The sequence below is a fragment of the Curtobacterium sp. MCPF17_031 genome (assembly GCF_003234035.1).
In the GTDB taxonomy this organism is placed as follows: Bacteria; Actinomycetota; Actinomycetes; order Actinomycetales; family Microbacteriaceae; genus Curtobacterium.
The window spans coordinates 16,892-35,251 of record NZ_QKSG01000012.1 but is presented as its reverse complement, the minus strand read 5'-3'; the positions used below and the strand labels follow the sequence as shown (position 1 = coordinate 35,251).

Sequence of the window (18,360 nt, the reverse complement as noted above, 5' to 3'; positions counted from 1 at the left end):
ACTGCGCGAGCATCATCACCTCAGCGCTCGCTCCAGAACATCACCTCGTCGGGAATCGACACCGCGCGACCGAGGTAGGACTCCAGCTGTGCGTAGGCGTCCAAAGCTGCCGCCGCTTGATCGGCCCACCACGCACCGATATCGGTCGGGGAGAGTCCGAATGTCTGGTCGTGGAGGCGCTGCAGATCCAGGGCGTTGTGGAGGTGTCCGGTGAGCCGGTCCTCGTCACTATGGAAGAGCCGGTCGATCGGCTGGTTCTCGCAGATCGCACAGAGGCAGGCGATGCTCTCCACGTCAACGAACCAGTGTCGACGAAGCTCGGTGGATCGGACGAATCGCAGCAGGTCCCCGATGAACATGTGCGGTGCCATGTCCGAGGGGTCCGCAGCGCTGCCACCCTTTCGGCCGACAGGGGTCAGGCGTCGCTTCGATGGGATCACCCCGACTGCCATGCCTACGGCTCCGTGAGCCAGCGCGTCGAAGCCGCTCAGATCCACACGCCACGGGATCACCATGTTCGTGGCTTCCTCGAAGATGCGCCGGTATGCGCGGCGACGGCGCTCGTTGTGGACTGGGTTCTTGTCAGATGTCAGAGCAAGCAGCACAGGGTGGGTGCTGCGATTGATGACTGCGATGAGCTGACGAACGGTGTCCTCCCGATCGAGGACCGCTCCGCTGATGGGAATGAGGAACGCGGTATCAGTCCGGTCGACGTCGTTCACCATCGACAGTGCGGTCTTTAAGGAGTCGGAGTCACCCACCTTGAACTGCCCGGTTGGCGTGATCGCAATTGCGCTGTGAGCAGCACGCATCTCCGTGAGGGCCTCATCGAGGGTCGGCCGGATCATCATGTTCGGGTCACCGAGGTAAAACGGTTGTTCCGGGTTCGCCCAGTAGCCGGATTCGCCCTCGATACGGGTCGGCTCGATGATCAGCGCGTGCGACGGATGCGCATCCTTTAACTGCCGTGCCTGTCGAACCCCGTACGCGCCGGTCGTCACGATCCCACTCGCAGAAGCTGAAACCCACGGCGCAGCGTCGATGACCTCTTCGCCGAGCACGAAGAGCTGACGTCCGCGCAGCAGACTACGTGCATCGCCAACCTCGACGCCACGGGCGGGCGTGCTCGCTCGGAGGGCACCCCGGAGGTTCTGATTGCTGATCACGCTGTATTGGTCAGGCATGGTGCGGATCCTCCAAGAAGGTGGCACGGAACTCGGGCTCAAGCATGTAAGCGGAGCGGGCAAGCTGCTCGGCGGTGACGTCGCTGCTGAGCGCGTCCTCGACGGCTCGCCGCAACATCGTTGGGATCTCGACGGCAAGCGGCTCCGGTTCACGGCGGCGCATCCCAGTGGTTGCGAGGGTGACGTTCAGTCCCCGGTACTCCCGATCCGACACCAAATCCAGATCGAACGCCCGTCGGATGACGGCGCCCAACGACACGCGCCAGAGGCGCTTCAGTCGAAGTAAGGCGTCCAGGTCAGATCCTGCCCAGTCGCGACGGAACTCCCGCTCGGGCATCAGGAAGGCGCTTGCGAAAGCATCCGCTTGCCGCTCGTGCAGCGGCGAAGCGGCAGTGTCATGCATCACCGCATGACCAAGCTCGTGAGCGAGCGTGAACCTCTGCCGCTCCGCCGAGGTGTGCCGAGACACCAGAATGATCGGAACGGTGTTGTCTGGCCAGCCCGCAATCGCATCGACCTGCGCCGAATCAAGGTCCGTGCTCAGAACAACCACGCCGGCCGCCTCGACGACCGCGGTGAGATCGCCGATGGGGCCGGCTGGAACGTCAAGGTCCCGCCGGACAAGGGCAGCGATGTCCGCGGGGGTGTCGAAACCATCCTCCGGAAGCAATCGACGACGCAGCCGCGTCGACGTGGCCGAGTCGCCGAGGAGCTGACTCACTCGAAGACTCGTCAGATCAAGCTCAGCTCGGATTCGCTTCAGCGCGGTCTCCGGGGTCGTCTTCTGCCTCCGGTGGAACACCCTCGCATCCGAACGCGCTACGGGAGCATCCGCAAACGCACCGGAGGGCACAGCGAGCGCGCGTTCGAGCGCTGCCCATCGGTCTGAGTCGAGGTCCTCGCGTGCTCGCTCCGCCTTCGACAAAGCAGCCTGCGAGATCTTCGTCGCTTCCACCAGGTCCGCCTGCGTGAGCCCATGAGCGACTCGAAGTGTGCGCAGCAGTGCGGCGCGGTCGGCGAGGCTCGATGACATGCTTAGAGAATAGCAGACGGCGCTCGAATATTCGAACCTCGAACCTGATCATGGCCGACTTCGCCTGCGATCCTCCTCGCCGTCGCCCATCACGTCCGCGACGGAGGGAACTCAACCCCTCCACCAGCGTTGAAGTTGCTGATCGGCAGAGTGTCCGCGGCGACGATGTTCCACCCGGTGTCCACGCGGACGCGGTAATCGATCTGCCGATACGACTGCTCGCGCTTCGCCCATCGTCCGGGGTCATACCCGGGGCTGCTGACCTGCAGAACCACTTCGAACGTCTTCCCGATCGCGTCGGAGACGACATCGGCGTCATCAGCGCCCGAGAAGGTGACGCCTACCCACGTCGCGTTCCCCACATCGATGGCGACGACGTACTTGAGCAACCCGAGGGCTCGCAGATCACGCCAAAGCTGCGCAACGTCGATCGTGCGCTGCCCAGCGTGGAAGTCGACGTGACACAGGATCCCGGCACCGTACTCGAACGGTTCGGTCGCCCACGGTCGGGCACTGAACTGAACCTGGTACTCGATGTCGTATCGCCGCTGGGCGTGCTCCGTCAGTCGCTGTGCGGTGGGGTGATTGCCCCGGACCCAGCCATCAGTGACCGCATCAGCTCCGGTGGTCGGCGGACGCCACCGAGAGTTGTAATCGGACATGGCTATGAACGCGCCCGCCTCAAGGTCACGCAGAGTCTGCTCAATACGAGCAAGGTCGTCTCGGTTTGCGCGCCTGATGTGGCCGATCCGGTGACGAATCTGCAAAAGCTCGGCCTGGCGGCCCTCCCATGCAGTCTGTTCGAAGAGGGACGGCGCAAACAGGTTCCAATCTTCACGGATAATCTGCACGAGCTGCGAGTAATCGAGGTATGCGAGTGGATTCTCGTTGTCGACCCCAGTCATGTGTGAGAACGAGGCGTCACGCTCCTCGCGTCGTTGGGCTCGCTTGACCGCGTCCGTCCATTCAGCCCCGAATGCGGCCCGCAGCTCCATGTAGGCCAGGTCGCGTACCCATGCTTCGAGCTGCCACCAGCGGGCATACATCGCAAGGGACTGCTGCGGCACCCCGAGGGCGTGCGCGGGCACGATGGCATCTCCCGAGGGTCCGCGAAGCACGCTGGGGAGACTCGATTCGCCGACTACATCCATGACCGTCACAATCGGCCGCTCTCGGCGAGCCGTTACGCGCGCGCGCGCCTATCCGCGCCCAGCCTCTCTGCGCCGGATGAATCCTCGCGCGAGCTGCCGTCCGTGAGCGCGAGCGCTTGGAAGGAGCGGTACCGCTCCTCAGGTCCGGACCGCGATGAGAAGGAGGATCTGTCCGGGGCGCGATTCGTGAAAGACGACGACGCACCCAAGTGCGGCTCCCGGTCGCGACCTGAGCGCACGGCTTCTCCTCGAGTGGCCCGCGCAGGTCCCTAGCCAACGGCTTGGTGTAGACGTGATCCTTCATCAGGAGCAAGTGAGGGGTGTCGCGTCGCCTGGCCAGCGCCCGGGAACCAAGCCGGATCCCAAGCGAGGCTGGATGGCGAACCGGCTGCCGACTCCTTCAACGCCCTGAGGGCATGTGCTATCCCTGTCCGACCGAGATTGCTCGCGGGCACCGCCGAGATGGCCCGTCGCGGCCGTCTCGGACGGGACATTCCGCCGCCGGCTTCCTTGCGTCCCCCTTCGATTTAGGCGCGTCGCAAGGCGCGAAGCGCGCGGACTCCTGCCCACTCCAAAGCGCTTCAGCCAACGGGATCGCGACGTCTGTCGCCCGACCCGGAAGGTCGATCGCCCAATCCTGCTGCGCCTTCATGTCTCGGATGATGGTGCCGAGCGTCGTCAACGAGTTCTTCGGGCTCACCACCGGCGCGGCCGCTTCTTCGACTGCCTTGACGGCCTTCTCGTACGCTTCCTCGGGATCGGGCACGCGGCCGTATGCAGCAGCCACGCTTCGCCGAGCAGCCTCCCCGATGAGCTGTGCGAGATAGCAGCATCGACGGCCACCTGCACACTCTCCGGCATGCGTCGGACGAGACCGTCGTTGCCGTTTCGTTTCCCGATCGTCCACGTCGGTCCCGCTGCTTTGAGCACGCGGTCGATGCTCTGAGCGACCGCTCGATTGTTTTGATGCACCACCCAACGGGCGAGGTCGAGAAGCCTCTTCTGGCAGTCGGTTGAAGAACCCCGGCCAGGAGGAGCCGTCGAGGTGGTCGATGTAAGACGGCTATCAGCGAGCTACGAGGTCGAACATGAGGAGCGGTTCGCGGCGAGATGGCCACTCGGACGTGGCGCGTGAGGCTCTCGCGAAGTGCGGCCTCAAAAATTCTAGAAGCGCCGGTTTCATGTGTGACGGAATGCCGTCAATGAGGATCTCGCGGGTGCCGGGGTCCTCGCGACAGGGTATCCATTGCGTCATGGTGATGACCCTATGGTTTCTTGGACGTGCGTTGGGCTCAATCTGCGGTGCCCCGCTGAGGGTGGTCGGTGAGTGTCGATGAGTTGCGCGGCGACGAGCCGGGCCTTCGCGCTTCCGAGCGGCAGCTGATTCAGTTCTCGAACCTGCTCCCGTACCCCCCATCCTCGCGTGAATCGAGAGCTTATCCTAACCGGGGCGGGAAGAGCCACCCGTCCCGTTTATGGCCGTCGTCTGTTGCGCGGCGGTATCCGGAGGCCGATTCGCTCGGCGGATGGCGACCTGCCGGAGTGACGCCTTGGCCGGGTTGCGGAAGAACGCCTGCCCTTGGACACCGTGCACGTTCGAGTGCGACGCTGAGCAAGAACGGATCTGGCTGGTTTACCATCGCCACCACGCTCTGGCACCAAAAGTTGACTGCCCGCTCAGATCCGAGCGGGCAGTCAATTTTTGATGCCTTAGTGAGCAGCGGGCGTCCGGCTTCTCTCCACGTGCTGCACAAACGCTGTGAGCGCGAATCCGATGCCGAAAACTACTGTCACAGTGGAAGCCACGACAAGAATGAAGGTGAATGCTCCCACCGAAGGATCGAGGCCTGTGCGGTCAGCTAGAGCAAAAAGTGCCTGAGCCTGCAGCATTGAACCGACCAGCATCGGTACCCCGACCACAAGAGTGATCAGCGAGATCTTCACGTTCTTATTCATGGCATATCCCTCACGGATTCGGGTTGCATAGAGCTATTACGGTCTTGGTGTACCCCACGTCCGGTCGCCAGGCGTCCAGATTCCAAGGCGTCTTGTTCCACGCGTTAGCCCAGTGGCAGACAAGCTGGTCCCGCCACTTCCGACCTTCGTAGCTTGATGAGACGAGAGTCTTGTAATCATTGTAGATTGCATCGCCGCTGCCGCGCCCGCTCGGCGGCATGTTCGGGCCCTTGTACACGTGAACGATAGTTCCGAGCTTGTTCGACGTCTTGTCGACGACAACCTTGCTGAAGTACTGCGACGACGTCGGGTCGGCGACCACCGGGTAAGCAGCCCCATGGTGCTCAACTTCCTGGGTGATGACGTTCTCGTGGACGTCGTAGCTGGTCGGCACGTCGGCGCCGTCCGCGTCGAGAGCCCATGCAGCGAGGAAGTGAGTAACGACGTCTCCGTGTTGGTCAGAAACAGTCACCGAACCGTCATCCTCGAGCGTCAGCTTCGCTGGCCCGTCCGGAAGGGTAACCGGGTAGGAGTAGGAGGTCGGCGCGTCCGCCGAAGCGATCGTAGTGCCGATGACCACTGCGCCATCGTCGCGCGTCGTCGACAGAGTCGACGAGCCGTCTCCGTTGTCGTAACTCACGGCGTTCGCCTCTTCGTGGAGCTCGGCCGGTGCAGCAGTTGTAGGGATGCCGACCGAGTACTGCCGGATGATGTCTCCCACTTGCGATCGAACATCGATGACACCAGTCGTCGACTTCGGGTATGCGACATCGGTACTGCTGGCGTCAGCGGCAAATCCGGTCGAACTCTCACCGATTGCCACTGCTCCCGTCAGTAGCTCCGGGGCTACGCGATCCGCCACGGCAGCTGCGCTGTCGCCCTCGCTAGCGTTTGCCGGTGCCGTAAACATTATGGATACGGCTACGCAGCCAACTATCCCCAACCCAAGCAATGTCCTTGAAGTTTTCAAAGTCCCCCCTCATTCGTTCAGTTGAGCTTTCAATGTATCCGTCCGACGACTCGGCGCAAAGTAGCTTGGTGTCAGATCACGTAGGTGTTGCCAAATCGTGACCGGTTGTCCTCCAAAAAGCGGACCGGAAACCGCTGCCGCGGCCCCCTCCCACTTGGGCCACGGGCGGCTGCGGGGGACACTACCCAGACCCGCGTGCAGTTAGGACCCGAGTTCTGGCGAACGGCCGACGAGGTGTGTGGCCGTCATATCTAGGTCGATGACGACTGGCCAACTTCATCGCTTGACCCGGTCTCTGTGTCAGTCGTCATTCTGCACTGCGAGGAAGGTGTCCCCAGCACGGATGACGCGGATCGGCCGCTCTGTGATCTGATCGACAAGGGTCCGCATGAGGTCCTCGTCGGCAGTTCGCGACAGATCGCTCGCGACGTTGACCGCGCCTCGGTTGGTACGAACCACCCGCGGCTTCGTTGAAGAGTTCTGGTTCTCACGCCGCTGGGAGGTCGCGCCGTCGGTTTCCACCCGCTCCAGGGCTTCGGCGTCGGCCACTAGCGAGCCGCGGGCTTCGTCCCGACTTTCGTCTACATATCTCGTGCTAACGTTGCGGGATGCATCGCTTGGACCGCGTCACGCGAGCCACCGTCGACGTCCTCGGCGCCCTGGTCGACGGAGGGCGGCCGATGTGGGGTCTCCTGCTCGTTAAGGCAACTGGTCGTCCTACTGGCACGGTCTACCCGATTCTGGCGCGTCTTGAAAACGCCGGCTGGCTTCTCTCCAGCTGGGAGCCCGACAACCAGCGCCCTGGTGCGCGTCGCCGGCTGTTCGAGTTGACGCCCGAAGGAGCAACAGCGGCGAGTGCACTGATCGCACGCGGAGTCGAAGCCGAGCGAGGACCCGGCGGCGCAACGTCGAGAGGGAGTGCCAGGCTTCGGCTCGAGGGGGAGCGGGCGTGAGGCCCGAGGAGCACATCTCACGTCGCGCCGCTCGCCCAACGCACAGGCGCCCGGTCACCGCGCGGCGGCCGGAGTGGACGCAGGATTCCGATTGGCCCGTCGCCCTGCACTGGTACCCGCCCGAGCCGGCCGAAGAAACGTATGCAGGGCCGACGATGCTCTGGCTGCACGGCGGCGGCTTCTTCCGCGGAAGTCCGCGTCAGCCGGAAGCCCATGCAGTGGCTCAGGCTCTCGCGCGCCAGGGTGTGCAGGTCGCGACCGTGGGATACCGCTTGGCGCCCTTCCCCTGTTTCGCTCGCCGACATTCCCGAGTACCGCGCGGTCGTGGTAGGTACCCACTCGCCCTGGTCGATGTCCTAGACGCCTTCGCGCGGGTCGAGGAGAGTTCGCGGGGCGGCGTCATCCTGGGAGGCGCGAGCGCGGGCGCCTGTCTCGCTGCGGCAGCAACGCTCGCTTTGATCGCCGGGGGCTCCCAGCCCGTTGGAAGCGTCTTCGCGTACGGATTCTTCCATGGCCGTCACCCGGCCGTGCGGGACCGACGTCAACGGTCGCGAGGACACCGTCGGTTCACGCACGCGACTTGGGCGTTGAACGCCGCGAACCGAAACTACGTCGAGTCCCCTCGAGAGCTGAGCGATCGCTTCGCGTTCGCCGGCGGACACGATGTCGCCGAGTTTCCGCGCACGTTGATGGTCAACGCTGAACGGGACAACATGCGCGCGTCGGGCGATGCGTTCGCGGGTGAACTGACAGCGAGCGGCGTTGAGGTCGAGCACCACGTCCTACCTGGCAGCAGCCACGCGTTTCTGAACCGCCCACGACAGCCCGACTTCGAGACCGCGACGGCACTCATGGCGCGATGGGCTTGCGCCTGAGGAGCGGACTTGTTGCGCCGAGGTCGTCACAAACCCAGGCGGACGGACCTCCGCGGATTTGACGGCACCCTCGTTGTCGAGGACCGGCGATTTCGTTGACGAGCGCCGAACGAGAAATGAGCAGTACTGCGCGCACGAGGGACGTGCGTCGCGTCCGTAGGGGGACACATGAAGGTGAACGTGCTGGGGCCGGTGTCGGTCGAGATCGATGGGGTGGCCATTCCCATCGGCTCAACGAGGGTGCGTGCGGTGCTCGCGGTGCTTGCGTTGAACGCGGGGCGCACAGTCTCCGCCGCGCATCTGGTCGATGAGATCTGGGGTGCAGGCGAGTTGCGCAACGCGAGGAACGCGCTGCAGGCCGCCGTGGCGCGTCTTCGACGAGCGCTGGCGCCGTCCGGAACTCGATCCGCGCGGCCGGTGTTGTACACCGAGCCGTCCGGATATCGTCTGGCGGTCGATCCGAACCAGGTGGACGCGCTCCGATTCAGGCGCGTTGCGAGCACCAGCCGAGACCGCTTCGCGGACGATCCCGCCGGAGCGCTGGGGCACTTTGATGAGGCGCTGCGCCTCTGGCGCGGACCCGCTCTCGAAGGGGTGTCCGGTGGCGACCTGCTGCAATCGGAACGTCAGCGCCTCGACGAAACGAGGGCGGAACTGTACGAGCTTCGCGCCTATGCCCGCCTCGCCACCGGGCAGACATTCGGGTCCGCGGCCGAGTTGCGGCGCCTCGTGGGCATCTACCCCCATAGGGAACGCCTCCACGAGCTGTTGATGATTGCTCTCCACGACGGAGGGCAACAGTCGGAAGCGTTGACCGTGTATCGCGACGTCCGACGACACCTGACCCACGAGTTCGGGATCGAGCCGAGCGAACGGCTTCAAAATCTGCACGACGCCATTCTCGCCCAGCGAGAGCTGGCGCACCCGGGGTCGGTCATTTTCGGTGGTCAGCGAGACGTCAGCGATGCGTCAACGCGACGTCAACGGTTCGGTTCAGCTGCCTCTTAGAATCGTCCGCGCCAGGAACACAGAGGCCAGGGGGGCGAAATACTGTGACGTCTATCGTCGACATCGGGGTGCACATCCCGGCACAGATCGCGCTGAGCGACCGGCAGGAATCGCTTGGTCTGAGCGACGTCGAACTCAGACGCTACAAGCGCGGATTCGGCTTTGATCGCGTCTGCTTCGACGCCAGCGCAACCGAAGTAGACTTACTACACCGCGCCGTCGACGACCTAGAGCACTTTGCTCTCGCTGCTGAGCGGGTGAAGTTAGTGATCCGTCCCAGGACGATTCGCAGCACGTCTCCGTATCCACTCAATCCGATGCTCGATCTCCGACGGCAACTGGGGTTGATGGAAGCTCAGGCCTTCTCGATCACCGACCAAGCCTGCGCCTCCGGGTTACTTGCGATGGAACTTGCCGGGGATCTCCTCGAGCAGTGTGAGGACGACGCACTCGCGCTGATTCTTGCGGGCGAGAAGACGTACGGCGCTTCCAGTCAGCTCATCCCGAGCGTGGCGGTGCTCGGGGAAGCAACGGCGGCAGTCCTCGTTAGCGCACGGCCGGGACGTAATCAGATGATTGGCTACGCCGCCGACACCATTGCCGTTCCCGGGTCCGGCCTCACGATGACCGACGAGGCTCTGCTGGTCTTCGGGGAGATCTACTCCACCTCGCTACTGCGAGTGATCAACGCCGCTCTCGAAGCCGCCGGCCTCAGCGTGCAGGACCTGGACCTGTACCTGCCGCACAACGTGAGCAAGATCGTTGGGATCCGCATGGGCCGGACCCTCGGGCTCCAATCCGAGCAAATCCACACGGCGAACATCGCGGAGACCGCCCATTGCTTCTCGGCGGACTCGTTCATCAACTTGAAGAGCGTCATGACCGAGGGGTCGCTGGGAATCGGCGACTTCTTCCTCGTTACGTCTGTGGGAATTGGAGCGACCTTTGCGGCAGCAGTCTTCAAACACTAGTCCGCTGCACTGACGACCCTTGATTGGTAAGGAGAGCGGATAGGGCCATGGACTTCATTCAACGAGTTAAGAAAGCTACCACTGGAGCCGCCGCGAGCAGGACGATGCTCCTCGCCAACTTCGAGGTGGAGGAATCTTGGGCGGAAGGTGAGACGACTCTCCCCAGGGTGGGTTCAGAGAACGCCGCCGCGATCGTCAACCGAATGGACGAGTTCGGCATCTGGCTCGCCGAGGGCGAGGACACTGTCTTACTCAAGGAGGCCCCGGACCCGGCGTACCTCGAGGGTATCGAGCGTCAAGGGTTCGAGGTCCCGAAGATGCTCGTCGTCGGGCAGCACTCCCCGATGTCGAAGATCACTACTGACGCACGGAACAACCCCAGCACTCTGCGGGAGGCGTCGAGGCTCGCAGGCGAGGGGGTGATGATGCTCCCGCACTCGTTGTCGGTGGCCGAATCTGACCTCTGCCGTGACATCGGCATTGCCGTTGCCGGTCCGAGCGACGACGTCTGCCGACGCGTCAACGGAAAGGTCTTCAGCCGTCGCTTGGCGGACTCAATGGGCATCCGGCAGCCCGCCGGTGTCGCCACGGAAGACCTGGACGACTGGAAGCGGGCAGTCGAATCCGCACGTTCGCTGCTCCAAGACGGTAGGACCGCCGTCGTCAAGGAGGCCTACGGTGTGTCCGGCAAGGGCATCGCCGTCGTGAAGTCCGAGCAGCGGTTGAACCGCCTCGACGCCATTGTCACCCAGCGAGCTGAGTCGAACGGTGGCCGCGCGATGTTCTCCGTGGAGGAGTGGGTCAACAAGAGCGTCGACCTCAACTTCCAATTCACTCTAGGAAGGGACGGTGCGACTCACTTCGATTTCATCAAGTTGGCCGAGACTGCTCGGGGCGTGCACCTGGGGCACTCCTATCCGGCCGCATTGAGTGCCGCGCACGTCGATGAGATCGAACTCACCGCGGAGCGGATCGCGTCCAAGCTTCGAAGCGAGGGGTACTTCGGAGTGGTCGGCGTCGACTCGATCATCGATGACGCGGGTGTTGTGTACCCAATGCTCGAAATCAACGCTCGGTTCAACATGTCGACCTACCAGGCGAAGATCGATCAACGAGTGGACGCCCAGAACGCCGTCGCGAGGGCTAAGCACTTCACGTTGCAGTTGGGGGCCCCGCTGACGTACCTCACACTCCAGGGCTTGCTTGCGGAATGTCTGTTCACAGCGGAGCGGCCCGCCGGGCTGGTCATTAATAACTTCGCGACAGTCAATGCCGCCTTCGGCGACGGTGACTTTGAAGCGCAATCCGCTCCGGCGGCTCGACCACGCGCATCTACGCAGGGGCGCTTGTATGGCGTCATCGTCGGGCAGGACGCCGAGGCCGTCGACCGCTTGGACGCCGAAATCAGCGCTCGCCTCGAGCGTTCGTACGGGAGGGCAGCATGAAGTCGGAAATCAGCGCTAGCAAAGACCTCGAGGCGATCGCAGCGAAGTATGGAACCCCGATGTTCGTTTACGACGCGGACGTGCTCTCGTCCACCGCTCGGTCAGTGCGCACCGCGCTCGATGAGCGAATCTCCATCTACTACTCCCTCAAAGCAAACCCTAACGTGAGCGTTGTCTCAACTTTAATGCGAGCTGGCACGCGAGCGGAAGTCTCCTCCTTGGCGGAGCTGCGCACAGCAATCAACGCTGGACACCCTGCTGAGAACGTAATCTTCCTTGGCCCCGGAAAGACGGACGAAGAGATCGCCGCTTGCATCGACCTTCGCATCCGAGCGATCGTGTGCGAGTCGTTTGAGGAACTCGAGCGCATCAACGACGCGTCCTACAGTATGGGGACACGGACTAAGGTCGTCCTGCGGGTCAATCCGAGCTTCGAACTCAAGGGATCGGGGTTGACGATGGGAGGCAAGGCTCGCCAATTCGGTATCGACGAGGAGCAACTCGCCGAGTTTGTGGATCTGCGCGCGCGCTTCGCCTCGGTTGACGTCCTAGGCGTCCATGCATACATGGGGACCCGCATCCTTAACGAGCCTGCGATCGTGCAGAACACGAGGCGAATCCTCGAGATGGCCCGTCGAATAGCAGCGATTCAGCGATTCCCTCTCAAATTCGTCAGCGTGGGTGGGGGTTGGGGTGTTCCTTACTTCGAAGGCGAATCTCCCATAAACCTGCAAACGGTGGCCGACGGGGTGAACGAAGCGGCACTCCTACACGTAGGCTCCCACCCTGAGACTGAAGTGGCGATCGAGTTGGGAAGGTACCTCACGGCGCTTGCCGGCGCTTATGTCACCAGCGTGCTGTACACCAAGACCTCGAGAGGTGAAAGCTTCGCAGTAGTCGACGGCGGGACGAACCATCATGCCGCCGCGGGAGGCGTCGGTTCCTTCGTGAAGCGGAACTTCCCAGTTGTCGTCGTCGGCGCGGAGGCCGGAACGCCCACTTCGACCTGGAACCTCGCAGGTCCGCTCTGCACCCCGAACGACTTGATTGTCAAGAAGGCGGAGCTGCCCGACCTCACGCGGGGTGACCTCGTCGCCGTGCTCCGCTCGGGCGCTTATGGCCCATCGGCTTCGCCTGGGCTGTTCCTCAGCCACGGATTCCCGACTGAAGTGCTGCTGCGAGATGGGGAGGCTCACCTGATCCGTGCAGCGGATTCAACCGAGGATCTTCTTGCCCGCCAAATCCTGGTCGACACGGCCTAGATGAACCAATCAACTAAAACTGTGAGTGCTCAGACGAGCAGAAAAGGGAAGGCTGGCCATGGAGAACGAGAATGTGCCGGACCGCGAACGAGTCATCGCGGCGATCACTGATGCGCTCGAAGAGACCCTGGGTGCGCCCCAGGAGAACATCACGGAAGACACGTCGCTGTTCAACGAGATCGGTCTTGACTCGACAGGGGTGTTCGACGTCCTCATGGGTGTCGAAGCAAGCTTAGGGGTGGAGATTGACTCGGAAGATCTGGAGATGAAGGACTTTTCGAGCATCGGCACGCTTGCCGACTTCCTGCAGAAAGAGACGGAGGAATAAATGTACGCCGCCGGAATCGCTTCGATGCCGCCCGAGAGGGGGAGGAGCGAATTCGCGGTTACGCAGGCGATACCTCTTGAATTCGACGGCGGTCAGACGCGAATCGTCGGCGAGACGATGGTCAAGTCGTATCAGGCGGCGATGTCGGCGCACGGTGTCGAGGTGTCGCCGCTGCAGGTCGCGGAGGCACTCGGGACCTCGTTCACCGACATGGTTCGGGCCACGGCGGAGAAGCACCCCGAGTTGCAGGACGCCCAGCTGGTGATCGTTGCCCACCACACGCCCGATCTGATCCCAGGTGATGTTCCAGCCGTCACTATGGTCGCTTCGCAGAGTCCCGGGGCTGCCGCTGGATTCGCGGTCTGCGACGAGGGTCCCTTGGTCTCGTTCACTGCAGTTGATCTGGCGCGTCGATTCGCTTCACGTCACGGTTATCGGCGTGCTCTCGTGCTTGTCGCGGAGAACGCCACCTATCCCTACGCCCCGGATTCGTCCGAGTCTCAGCGGGTGGACCGCGGCGCCTGCGTCCTGCTCGTGGTCGAACCTTCCGAGCAAAGTGAGACGGTCATCGACCGGCGCTTCGTCAGCGCCGCAGTCCATCCCGAGGCTGTCGAGCGGACGGTCCTACAGCTCGCAGAGTCCAGTCTTGAGCGAGCCGAACGGGACGGTTTCGCGGCGGCTTTCGTGCTTGGACATGCGCTCCGCGACCATGCGACCGCGGTCAGCGCGCGAACCGAGCGAGAGGTGATCCTGGGGGACGTCGGGCAGCCGGCCACCGCGGTTTGGCGAGCAGCGGCCCGACGATTCGGACAATCGGCTCCCGTGCCCATCATCTTGATGGATTTCGATCCCGAGGCGCAGACCCTCGTCGCCTGCGGGCTACTCTCACCTGGAACGGGAATCCCGTGACCGGTCCACATCACATCGAAGCGCAGTCGGTGGCGCGATCTGCAGGTCTAGCCGAGGCGCTGGCGATCGTGTCGCGGAACCACCCCGGAGCCTGGCGCACAGGTAGCCGCCCGTGGGATCTCACTACCTGGTGCGGTGCGCTGGCAGAGTCCCCGCAAGATGCCGTCGGGACCCTCGGAACTCGCGTCCAGGACGACTTCCTCCGTTCGCTTCTGCACGCGCGCCTGGGGTTCAGCGAACGGCTCGTCGGGCTGGTAGTCGCACACCTCCGCAACCGTCGGACCGGGGAATCGACAATCTTACTGCAACAGTTGGTTAAGGCTCAGCTCGGAGAAGTGGCTATTGAACATCTCGAGATAGATGCGCTGCTGGCCTCGTCAACGTTCGACCGCCAGGAGGCCTTGATGGTGGACCGGCGCATCACTGACGTCGACAGGGCCGTCCTTCGGCTGTTCGGAGCAAGCGGCTATCTGCGCGACGACTTCGCGCTTTGGGCCAACGTGAGCGAGCAGCTTCTGGCGTACTCGATGTCTCCGGAGGAGGAACAGCAGCCTTGAGCGCGAGCGCACAGTCATCAAGCCTCCGAGAGCGTGCACGAGAGTGGGGTCGCGAGTTTCGGTATGCGGGCATGTTGCTCGAAGCCGAACCCGCCAACTCGCTCCGTTTCGTCGACCTCGAGGGTGTCCAAGTGATGAGCACCGCGGGTATCCCGCCGTCGGCTCGGAGAGCCGAACAGTGTCACGTGAGGCGAGAACTCGATCTCCGGCGTGCCGTCGACCGAACCATCGTCATGGAGGAACTCGCCAGGGGAGACGTCGGTGTCTTTCTGTCGGCTCCCGGCCCGTCGATGGCGGGCCTCCTGGTCGACATGCTCGGTACGGCGCACCAAAAAGAGGACTTCTTCGCACCATTCCTCGACTGCCCGACATGGAGCTGCTTCGCCTTGACCGAGCCCGAGCGCGGTTCGGATGCCGGATCGTTGACCACCGCGATCACCGAGGACGACTCTGGTCGGCTCCGTGTGAATGGCCGGAAGCGCTACATAGGAAACGGGACGCGCGCGACGACGGGTGTAGTTTTCGCGCGTCGAGGAAAGAGCCCGCTCTCGATCGGAGCGTATGTGGTCGATCCGACGGCCTCCGGCGTCAAAGCCGACGCGCTTGCGACGATCGGGCTCCGTGCGGCGCAGATCAGCGACATCTCATTCGAGGATGTAGCTCTGCAGCCGGATGCCGAACTCGGAGCCCACCTTCCGCGTGGGCAGAGAGGGATACGAGCGAGCCTACAAGTGTTTAATCAACTGCGCCCAGGTGTTGCCGCGCTCGCACTAGGGGTTTCGTGGAACGCCTTCGACACCGTGGTCGAAGCGCTGGCCGGCATGCAGGTTCCGAAGCTACGGGACCGATTGCGCTGCATAGAAACAGAGCTGCTCAGCAGTCGGGAACTTGTCGTCCGCGCAGCGACAGCGGCCGACGAGACGGGAGACGGTGTGCTCGCTTCGGCTGCAAAGCGAAGCCTCTGTCGTCAAGCGGAACGGGTGACTTTGGATCTCTGTTCCCTGCTTGGGCCGCGAGCCCGCTTGGACAATCCCGCCCTCGACAAGGCGGTACGAGACGCTCGCGGTATCGAGTTCATGGAGGGAACGAGCAACATCCAGGTTCTCAACGTGGGGCAATCCGTCGTGACAAGCGTCAGAAGCCCCCGTCGAAGCACAGATCGCTAGTCCGGTGCGACCCAGGTCGACGCGCGAGACCACAGCATGCCTCATCTGGCGCGAGAGCATTCGAGACTTCTCCGAGAGTCTCGATCACATCGAGAAGGACCGGTGGGCGAGGTACCGTCGGGCGTCGGACCGCGACCAATTCTCTACTGGAGTCCACCTGCAGCGCCGTGCACTTCGTGCGGTTTGCGGCGTCGACGTCAGGCTGGTCCGACGGTGCCCCGGATGCGGAAGCGGTAGCCATGGTCCGACGGAGCCCGGTGGAGGTTTCGCGTCCGAGTGGACGATGTCGCTGAGCCACAGCGCGGGTCTGGCCGTTCTGGCCATCACTCCTTCGTCTGCGAAGGTTGGCCTCGACGTTGAGGGCGTCGATTCCTTCGACCGAGTCAAACGGATAGCCTCGCTAGCATTCTCCCCTCGAGAGCGGGCAGAGGACGGGGATACAACCGAATCGGTGGTAGCCCGGCTGGCGCAGACGCGCCGCTGGTGTCGCAAGGAAGCGATCCTGAAGGCCGCGCGCGTGGGTCTGGCCACTTCGATGAGCGGCCTAGAGATACTCGACGCCTATGTTCAGCCAGCTCGACTGAGTTGGCCCACTGCGCCTGCCGACCTTCCCGTCACGCAAGTTCAGCTCTTCGACCTGGAGCCTGAATTCGTCGGCAAGGACCACATCGGCGCCGTGGCGTGCGTCAGCGCCGATTCGTACGAGCTTCAGTACGTTGACTGACCCAAGTCGACAGGCTTGAGTCCTCCCTGGCGTCTACAACCCTGCCGCGAACCGTGAAGCGGTAGTTCAAGTCCGCGCTGAGAAGCCCCATCGTTGCGCCCCGCTCAGCAGCACCAATGCAGCAGCACCGAAGGCAGCGCTCAGCAGCGGAATGTGCGAGACTCCAAACCCCGCCACGATGAGTCCCCCGAGCGCGCCGCCGAGCGAGACGCCCAGGAAGTTACTCGAAGTGTTGAGGGCCAGCGCCTGAGGTGCGAGGGCCGCTGAAAGCCCGTAGAGGCGGATCTGGATGGCAGGGGCGTTCCAGAACGCGGTCGCGCCCCACACGATTCCCAGCCCGAGGATGATCGGGAAGGGGATTGGCGCGACAAAGCGCAATAGCCATAACGCGACCATCGTCAGGCAGAATGCGGCCACGCCAATGTACAGGGTTCGCTCCGCCCCCATCCGGTCCACCGCGATTCCGCCGCCGACTACGCCGACCATTCCGGCAAGACCGGCAAGGCCGAGTGCTGCCGCCCGTTCGCCGATGCCAGCATGAGTCATAGCGTCGAGGTACGAGGCGAAGTAGGTCAACAACATCATGGTCCCGCACATCAACGCGCAAGTCGCAGCCAGGCCCAGGACGATCGGCGCCTCGGTCAGCGCTTTCATCTGTTGCCGAAGGCTCGGCGGCACGTTCGTCGGTACACCCAGCGGAACCAGCACTAACACGAGCGCCAACGCGAGAACGCCGGCGCCAGCCATCGTCAAGAAAGTTGCGCGCCAACCGAGCTGCCCGCCGATCCAGGTGCCCAGCGGAACTCCCGCGGCGAGCGAACCAGTCACACCCAGCGTGACGATCGCCGTGTACCTGCCACGCTTTCCGGACGGCGCGATCTGTGCGGCGAACGCGTGCAGCGCCGGGGTGGCCGCCGCCGCCGCCGCCGCGGCAGCGATCCGGAGCAGGACGAGCGCCAAGAACGAGGGCGATGTTGCGGCGACAGCATTGGCGCTCACGAATAGCAACAGCGCCATCACGAACACGCGACGTCGAGGGAGCCGAGCGAGCGTCACCGCAGCAACGGGAGCGACGATAGCGATGGTCAGCGAGAAGAACGTGACTAACTGCCCGGCCGTTGAGACCGACGTGCCCAACCCTCTTGCAACTTCGGGCAACACGCCAGCGATCATGTAGTCGTTGGTGTAAAAAACGAAAGCCATGAAGAACAACGCGATCAAGGTGAGTGGCGGCCTGGTCCTCATTCAGCACTTTCCGATTGGTCCATCAGATTGACGGATGACTCGCTGTCGGCTCGCCGCGCAAGCTCTAAGCGCCTCGAGCCATGAACAGGCTTCGAAGCGCTGTCCAAGTATAGTGAAAATCGTGACTAGAGCAGTGCTGCATGAGAACCCATATTTTCGCGTCGTTCATCATGAGGTGGGAGAGCAAAGCTGGTACAGAGTGGAAGCCCCCGACGCGGCGATGATCGTCGGCACCACGGAGGAAGGGGAGCTTCTGATGGTTCGAGGTTCGAGAGGCGGCGCGGACGCCCTCCTGGGGTACGAGTTTCCAGGCGGTCTCGTCGATCCAGGCGAGGATCCCGCGACGACTGCCGCTCGAGAAATCGAGGAAGAGACCGGCTACCGGGCGACGGACCTGCGACCACTCGGCCGCTTCCACACGATCGCGGCGGTCAGCTCGTCGGAGTGTCACGTATTCGAGGCATCAGTTACCAGCGCTGGGGCTCCGAGACTGGAGCCGGGCGAAGACTGGACGACCGAACTCGTAGACCCCGACCGGTTCAACCTGCTCCTTCGCACGTCGCAGATACGGGATGCGAGCACACTAGCCGCGGCCGCCTTGTACGCGGCTAGGCGCTCCTGAG

Annotated in this window: 20 protein-coding genes; 12 read left to right on the top strand and 8 right to left on the bottom strand. The window is 63.4% G+C overall.

Annotated elements, in window-relative coordinates; all coding sequences use genetic code 11:
* Positions 1–20: 20 nt before the first annotated feature.
* From DEJ31_RS15220 to DEJ31_RS15200, 7 genes are all read right to left on the bottom strand, one after another.
* Positions 21–1,184, bottom strand: a complete 1,164-nt coding sequence (locus DEJ31_RS15220) for a hypothetical protein (RefSeq protein ID WP_111122280.1) — start codon at positions 1,182–1,184, stop codon at positions 21–23.
* Positions 1,177–2,217: an ImmA/IrrE family metallo-endopeptidase gene (locus DEJ31_RS15215; protein ID WP_111122279.1), complete on the bottom strand. Its 1,041-nt coding sequence runs from the start codon at positions 2,215–2,217 to the stop codon at positions 1,177–1,179. The genes DEJ31_RS15220 and DEJ31_RS15215 overlap by 8 nt, the downstream gene beginning before the upstream one ends.
* 89 nt (positions 2,218–2,306) lie before the next feature.
* Entirely contained in the window at positions 2,307–3,305 is a 999-nt protein-coding gene (locus DEJ31_RS15210) for a Swt1 family HEPN domain-containing protein (RefSeq protein WP_220034878.1), read from the bottom strand.
* 484 nt (positions 3,306–3,789) lie between these two features.
* Positions 3,790–4,155: a hypothetical protein gene (locus tag DEJ31_RS16985; RefSeq protein ID WP_146243175.1), complete on the bottom strand. Its 366-nt coding sequence runs from the start codon at positions 4,153–4,155 to the stop codon at positions 3,790–3,792.
* Positions 4,156–5,078: 923 nt separating this feature from the next.
* Positions 5,079–5,324 carry a hypothetical protein gene (locus DEJ31_RS16980; RefSeq protein WP_146243174.1) on the bottom strand — a complete coding sequence of 82 codons (246 nt, stop codon included), beginning with the start codon at positions 5,322–5,324 and terminating at the stop codon, positions 5,079–5,081.
* 10 nt (positions 5,325–5,334) lie between these two features.
* Positions 5,335–6,045, bottom strand: coding sequence for a DUF2599 domain-containing protein (locus tag DEJ31_RS17650; RefSeq protein ID WP_258366331.1), 711 nt, complete (start codon positions 6,043–6,045; stop codon positions 5,335–5,337).
* Between the two features lie 549 nt (positions 6,046–6,594).
* Positions 6,595–6,843, bottom strand: coding sequence for a hypothetical protein (locus DEJ31_RS15200; RefSeq protein ID WP_111122278.1), 249 nt, complete (start codon positions 6,841–6,843; stop codon positions 6,595–6,597).
* Positions 6,844–6,902: 59 nt separating this feature from the next.
* On the opposite strand from DEJ31_RS15200, the gene DEJ31_RS17730 reads away from it, so the two are divergent.
* The 11 genes from DEJ31_RS17730 to DEJ31_RS15145 all read left to right on the top strand — a co-directional run bounded on the left by DEJ31_RS17730 (position 6,903) and on the right by DEJ31_RS15145 (position 16,492).
* Positions 6,903–7,247: a PadR family transcriptional regulator gene (locus tag DEJ31_RS17730; RefSeq protein ID WP_111122277.1), complete on the top strand. Its 345-nt coding sequence runs from the start codon at positions 6,903–6,905 to the stop codon at positions 7,245–7,247.
* Positions 7,248–7,402: 155 nt separating this feature from the next.
* Positions 7,403–8,122 (top strand): alpha/beta hydrolase, encoded by a 720-nt coding sequence (locus tag DEJ31_RS15190; RefSeq protein ID WP_111122276.1) that lies wholly within the window; start codon positions 7,403–7,405, stop codon positions 8,120–8,122.
* A gap of 168 nt (positions 8,123–8,290) precedes the next feature.
* The gene (locus DEJ31_RS15185; protein ID WP_111122275.1) at positions 8,291–9,130 is read left to right on the top strand and encodes a BTAD domain-containing putative transcriptional regulator; all 840 of its coding nucleotides are present in this window, start codon (positions 8,291–8,293) and stop codon (positions 9,128–9,130) included.
* Positions 9,131–9,174: 44 nt separating this feature from the next.
* The gene (locus DEJ31_RS15180; RefSeq protein ID WP_111122274.1) at positions 9,175–10,101 is read left to right on the top strand and encodes a 3-oxoacyl-[acyl-carrier-protein] synthase III C-terminal domain-containing protein; all 927 of its coding nucleotides are present in this window, start codon (positions 9,175–9,177) and stop codon (positions 10,099–10,101) included.
* 47 nt (positions 10,102–10,148) lie between these two features.
* A complete protein-coding gene (locus tag DEJ31_RS15175) occupies positions 10,149–11,546 on the top strand; it encodes an ATP-grasp domain-containing protein (RefSeq protein ID WP_111122273.1) in 1,398 nt (465 codons plus the stop codon).
* Positions 11,543–12,808, top strand: coding sequence for a type III PLP-dependent enzyme (locus tag DEJ31_RS15170; RefSeq protein ID WP_111122272.1), 1,266 nt, complete (start codon positions 11,543–11,545; stop codon positions 12,806–12,808). Before DEJ31_RS15175 ends, DEJ31_RS15170 begins: the two co-directional genes overlap by 4 nt.
* A gap of 58 nt (positions 12,809–12,866) precedes the next feature.
* Entirely contained in the window at positions 12,867–13,136 is a 270-nt protein-coding gene (locus tag DEJ31_RS15165) for an acyl carrier protein (protein WP_111122271.1), read from the top strand.
* A complete protein-coding gene (locus DEJ31_RS15160) occupies positions 13,137–14,045 on the top strand; it encodes a hypothetical protein (RefSeq protein ID WP_111122270.1) in 909 nt (302 codons plus the stop codon).
* Positions 14,042–14,602, top strand: a complete 561-nt coding sequence (locus DEJ31_RS15155; protein WP_146243173.1) for a hypothetical protein — start codon at positions 14,042–14,044, stop codon at positions 14,600–14,602. Before DEJ31_RS15160 ends, DEJ31_RS15155 begins: the two co-directional genes overlap by 4 nt.
* A 71-nt stretch (positions 14,603–14,673) precedes the next feature.
* Complete coding sequence (locus DEJ31_RS15150; protein WP_111122268.1) at positions 14,674–15,768, top strand: acyl-CoA dehydrogenase family protein; 1,095 nt, start codon at positions 14,674–14,676, stop codon at positions 15,766–15,768.
* Positions 15,769–16,051: 283 nt separating this feature from the next.
* The gene (locus DEJ31_RS15145; RefSeq protein WP_111122267.1) at positions 16,052–16,492 is read left to right on the top strand and encodes a 4'-phosphopantetheinyl transferase superfamily protein; all 441 of its coding nucleotides are present in this window, start codon (positions 16,052–16,054) and stop codon (positions 16,490–16,492) included.
* Between the two features lie 66 nt (positions 16,493–16,558).
* Here the strand turns inward: DEJ31_RS15145 and DEJ31_RS15140 are convergent, their stop codons facing one another.
* Positions 16,559–17,713, bottom strand: a complete 1,155-nt coding sequence (locus DEJ31_RS15140) for an MFS transporter (RefSeq protein ID WP_220034877.1) — start codon at positions 17,711–17,713, stop codon at positions 16,559–16,561.
* 145 nt (positions 17,714–17,858) lie between these two features.
* Between DEJ31_RS15140 and DEJ31_RS15135 the strand changes: the two genes are divergently transcribed.
* Positions 17,859–18,359 carry an NUDIX hydrolase gene (locus DEJ31_RS15135; RefSeq protein WP_220034876.1) on the top strand — a complete coding sequence of 167 codons (501 nt, stop codon included), beginning with the start codon at positions 17,859–17,861 and terminating at the stop codon, positions 18,357–18,359.
* The last annotated feature ends 1 nt before the right edge of the window (position 18,360 follow it).